The 4,956-nt window shown below is 48.5% G+C and carries 4 protein-coding genes; 2 read left to right on the plus strand and 2 right to left on the minus strand.

Annotated features, from left to right (window positions below):
• Both E5S67_RS01860 and E5S67_RS01865 read right to left on the minus strand, forming a co-directional pair.
• Positions 1 to 1,606: pentapeptide repeat-containing protein (locus E5S67_RS01860; protein ID WP_172184921.1), on the minus strand; the 1,606-nt coding region annotated here is incomplete at its 3' end.
• A 428-nt stretch (positions 1,607 to 2,034) separates the two neighbouring features.
• Positions 2,035 to 2,451: a hypothetical protein gene (locus E5S67_RS01865; RefSeq protein WP_172184924.1), complete on the minus strand. Its 417-nt coding sequence runs from the start codon at positions 2,449 to 2,451 to the stop codon at positions 2,035 to 2,037.
• Positions 2,452 to 2,705: 254 nt separating this feature from the next.
• On the opposite strand from E5S67_RS01865, the gene E5S67_RS01870 reads away from it, so the two are divergent.
• Positions 2,706 to 4,475 (plus strand): S8 family peptidase, encoded by a 1,770-nt coding sequence (locus E5S67_RS01870; protein ID WP_172184926.1) that lies wholly within the window; start codon positions 2,706 to 2,708, stop codon positions 4,473 to 4,475.
• Positions 4,472 to 4,693 (plus strand): hypothetical protein, encoded by a 222-nt coding sequence (locus E5S67_RS01875; RefSeq protein ID WP_172184928.1) that lies wholly within the window; start codon positions 4,472 to 4,474, stop codon positions 4,691 to 4,693. The genes E5S67_RS01870 and E5S67_RS01875 overlap by 4 nt, the downstream gene beginning before the upstream one ends.
• The last annotated feature ends 263 nt before the right edge of the window (positions 4,694 to 4,956 follow it).

The following is a 4,956-nucleotide window of genomic DNA, read 5'->3' on the forward strand; positions in this document are numbered from 1 at the left end:
CCCGAAACACCGGGTCTTGCTTCGCCCGCTGCACGATCGCCTGACTGATGACTTTCTTTTGAATCTGCTCTGTTGGGATACCTTGCTGCTTCAAATAATCCAACAGCCGCTGCACGCTTTCAGAGAATTTATCCGGCGTCTGAGACATCAAAATAAATGAAATTTGGCGCACCATTCGCTGGTAGATTTCCTGTCTTCTGAGCAATACTTCCTTTTGGCCCGGCTCCGGCTGCGCACTGTTACTAGCAACAGCCAAATCGAGCAAACTCAAAATTTCAGCGCCTTTGGCTAAAACCTTTTCCAACATATCTGGATAAAGCTCCAAAATGCGATCGCCCAAAATCTTGCCGTTCACCAAACGGTTCGCGCTCAGCCGCAGTAAATTTTGTTCTCCAGCAGACTCAAAAAATTGAACGTTCAATTTGAGTTCGCGGCTTTCCAACTCCACCCGACGCAGCGTAAAAACCAAAGCCTCCCAATTAGGAGATTCATCAAAAAACACCTTCACAATAGAACTGTCCTCTTGATGCTGCCTCCCCAATTCCCCGGACTCAAAATCGCGATTGACTGGCAAGCGATTTGCCGCAACTTTCGCAGTATAATCAAACTCAGTAAAAACATAGTTGCAGTCAACTCTCGACAGATCGACATCTTGAACTTGCCAATTTTGAATGCAGCAACCCGTAAGCTGCGCCCCCTCCAAATTAGTCCGAATCAAACGGCACTCAATCAAACAAGCTTCTCTTAAATCTGCCTCACTCAAAATCGCATCCATCAAATAAGCGCCACTCAAATCAGCTTTCCGCAAATCAGCACTGCGCAAATTAGCTTCGCTCAAATCCGCCCGCAGCAAATACACTCCTTGCAGGTTAGCTCGCAGCAAAAGCGCCTTCTTAAAACTCGCTTTCAATAAATAAGAACCTGCCAGATTAGCTCGACTCAAATCAGCGTTATCCAGCCCCGCCTCAGTCAAATCCGCCCCCGCCAGCACAGCTCGGTGCAAGTCAGCGCCCGTCAGATTTGCCGATCGCATTTGAGCGCCGTTGAGGTCAGCTTCAATCAAATTTACACCCCTCAAAATTGCCGATCGCAAATTCGCTTCCACCAAATGCGCTTCCCGCAAATTAGCACCCGTTAAATTAGCACCAACAAGACTCGCGTGGTTGAGATTCGCCTCCATCAATTCCGCCGCCATCAACTTCGCGCCGTCAAGTTTAGCCCCAGCCAAATTAATTTGGTCTGATTTAACTCCTTGAAGATTAGCACCGCCCAAATCCGCTTCAGGCAACGTGGCCCAATTGAGCTCTGCTCCTTCCAAACAAGCAAGGCGCAAATCCGCTTTAGCAAGATTTGCCCCGCTCAAATTTGCCCCGCTCAGATTCGCCCCAGCCAGCCCCGCACTGCGGAGATCCGCACGGCGCAAACAAGCCCCTATCAACTTGGCATTGCTCAAAAAAGACCAGCTCAAATTAGCACCGGTCAAGTTAGCACCAGTGAAGTCTATTTCTCGCAGGTTAACACCGCTTAAACTAGCGCCGCTGAGGTCTATGTGACCAAAGTTGCGCTCTCCCTGTTGATAGCGCTGTAAAAATTCTTGTGTTTGCATTCCGCAGATTGGGGGGCTGGCAATTTAGCTGTTTTAGGACGCGCTGGTCAATCGATTTTAGATTTTAGATTTTAGATTTTAGATTAAAGCATTGACCCCACAGATAAATTCGGGGGCTCCTTTATCGGATACAGGTTTTTTATTTCTGGACGGATGAATCCGGGGGCTTGTATCCTGGATGCTTACGGTCAATAACTTTAACTGTAAGGTACGCACGGAACACTAGCGGGCTAGGCACGGGGACACTACTTCTACTACTTACTGCCAGAACTCACGTCCTCCGGGTGATCCGTGGGTACTTTACCCCTATAGATGGCAGTTCAAAGGATTTGTTGCGTAAGTTCTATTTCTACTACCAGTTTTACAGACTTTTGTAACTTCAACTAGCCGAGTTCATATCTGATACGCTGCCCCGCCGGAAACTGCTTTTACCTAAAGCGCTGCAATTCTTGCTGCAAGTGTTTTCCCCATTTAGTCGCTAGAGGAATTTCTGTAAAAGGAACCTGCACCGCAGCAGCATCTTTCAACAAAAATTCGAGGACGATTGGACTTCCCGAACTCGGCGGCGACTCTAAATCAACTGCCTGAGAGTTGACTAACAACCGCAGCGACTGCACGTCTTTTAAAGAAAAAGTTTGCAAATTCACAGGCCCGCTGCGAGTAGGTTTTCCCCAAGTTAAACTGTCTTCTTTTTGACCGAGTACAGCATAAATATCGTACTTGGCTTTAGCGAATTGTTCGGCCCAGACGCGATACGCTTCGAGCTTTTGATACTCGTTCCATCCAGCCCAAGCCAGCCCGATAAAAATTGCCAGCAGCGGCAGCCACATTAAACCTCTTTCCATGCAATACCCTTGTTGAAAATAGTCCAGGTTCTGTTTCTCATCTTCTCTAATGATACAATTAATTGAACTCCTAAAACTTGCTCTGCAATTTAAACTAGAAATTAGAGCAATTTTTGATCTAGCAACAGCCACCGCCGAAAACTACCAAACGCCTGCGTGCGAGATCCCCACAAGTCGCAGCAAGGAAAACTGGCGCTGGCGGTGAAAATTGGGTTATTGTGGGGAACAAGCCTTCCCTAAACGGACGATCGGCCATGAAAAAGTTTTTCCTTCTGTGCTTATTTTTAATCGGGCTCGGCTGGGCGATTTCTAATTTCCCAGGACTTGCTACTCAAGGCACTTACGACTCGATTGTGCTGGATTTCCGCGAAGATTTGGGTGCTGCTGAGATTGCGAAAGAAGTAAATGCGATCGCCCAACAGTACCAAGTCGCACCGCAACTCAACAGTGAATTCTCAGCGGGCGACAATGTATATGTAGTTAAGGGCGATCGCACTTTGCTAAACGCCCTGAGAAAATCAAATTTGGCTAAAGATACCGAATACATTGAACCGAACTACGTCTACAGCGCTTTCGAGATTCCCAACGACCCCATGTATACCAAGCAGTGGAATCTCCGCAGCATCAATGTAGAATCTGCCTGGAACGAAACCAAAGGCAGCGGCACAACAGTAGCGATAATTGACACGGGTATTACTCCAGTCGCTGACTTAAAAGAAACCAAATTTGTACCGGGCTACGACTTTGTAAACGATCGCGCCGAAGCCTACGATGACAACGGCCACGGTACTCACGTCGCCGGTACAGTCGCCCAATCAACTAACAACAATTACGGCGTTGCGGGCATCGCCTACGAAGCAGCTTTAATGCCGCTAAAAGTGTTAAGCGGCAGCGGTGGCGGCACGGTTTCCGACATCGCCGAAGCGATTAAATTTGCTGCTGACAACGGCGCAGATGTCATCAACATGAGTTTAGGTGGCGGTGGCGAAAGTCAGTTAATGGAAGAGGCGATCGACTACGCCCACTCTAAAGGCGTTGTCATCATCGCAGCCGCCGGCAACTCCGGCGATAGTTCCGCTTCCTATCCCGCCCGCTATCCCCACGTCATCGGCGTTTCCGCCCTCGGTCCCGACGACGAAAAAGCCTCTTACTCCAATTTCGGCGCAGGGGTTGACATTGCAGCCCCGGGCGGTTCTGAAATGGGCAAGATCCTGCAAAGTACGATCGACCCGGAAACCGGCGCCGAAGTCTTTGAAGGCTACCAAGGCACTAGCATGGCTTCTCCCCACGTTGCAGCCGTTGCAGCCCTTGTCAAGGCCTCCGGCATCACAGAACCAGACGCAATTCGCAGCGTACTCTTGCAGTCCTCGCGAACTGTCACTGAAGATCCGTTAAACCATTTTGGTTCAGGACACCTAGACGCAGCCGCAGCAGTTCAGCTAGCCCAGCGCGGACAAATCAACTTCCGCGATTTCTTCCGCTGGCTGCGCGATAACGGGTATCTCAACCCCCGCTTTTGGATTGACGGCGGTGCAGTCGCCCTGTTGCCTAAAATTGCAATGGTGCTCGGTTCTTACCTGCTGGCTTTCTTTATGCGGAATTATTTTCCGTTCCAGTGGACTTGGGGCTTTTCCGGCGGCTTGATGGCTGGTAGTTCTGGATTCTTTTTCCTGCGGAACTTGTTTGTATTTGACTTGCCGCAGTGGCCGATGCGGGTGATGGGCAGTTCTATTCCCGAACTCGGCGGCGCAATTAATGGCAGCAGTATGCTGAATCCCATTTTTGCTAGCGTTTTGATTCCTGGGATTTTGATTGCTTTGCTGTTGGGACATCAACAGTGGAAGTGGATCGCGATCGCAATTTCGATCGGTTTTGCCAGCAGTTTAGCGGTGAATGCTTTTGTGTCTCCCGCAGTTTGGGGATTGGGCACAGGTTTAGTATCACAAACATTTTTGATTGTCAATGCTTTTCTGTGTTTCGGACTGGCGCGTTTAGCAATTAAAACAGAGGTGCGATCGGCATGAGTATTACTGTCAAAGGTGTAATTGAACGCAAAGGATTGGGTCCCGGTACTTGGGCTTTGGTTGGCGAAGATGGAGAAACTTACGAACTTAAGGATGCTCCCTCTGAGTTGAAAAAAGCTGGTTTGAAAGTCAGTGTTAAAGGTGAAGTCCGCAAGGATGTGATGACTTTTGCTATGATCGGCCCGGTTCTTGAGGTGCAATCTTTTGAAGCGATTTAGCCTAATTGGTTAATGCAGCTTTTGAGCTAAAAAAAACCCCGGCCAAAATTGGCTGGGGTTTATTAATCAGGGTGCATCTTTATTTACTTTGCAGTGGCTAGCACGATGTTCGGGACAAATTAGATTTTTGACCGCAGATGCACGCAGATTAACGCGGATAATTCTTGATTTATTGAAATTTTGCGGTTTGGGGTGCAATACGAAAAAAAAACCCGGCCAAAATTGGTCGGGAGTTAATTAATCAGGGTGCATCTACTAATTTA

It is taken from the genome of Microcoleus asticus IPMA8, from assembly GCF_013179805.1.
Taxonomy (GTDB): Bacteria; Cyanobacteriota; Cyanobacteriia; order Cyanobacteriales; family Microcoleaceae; genus Microcoleus; species Microcoleus asticus.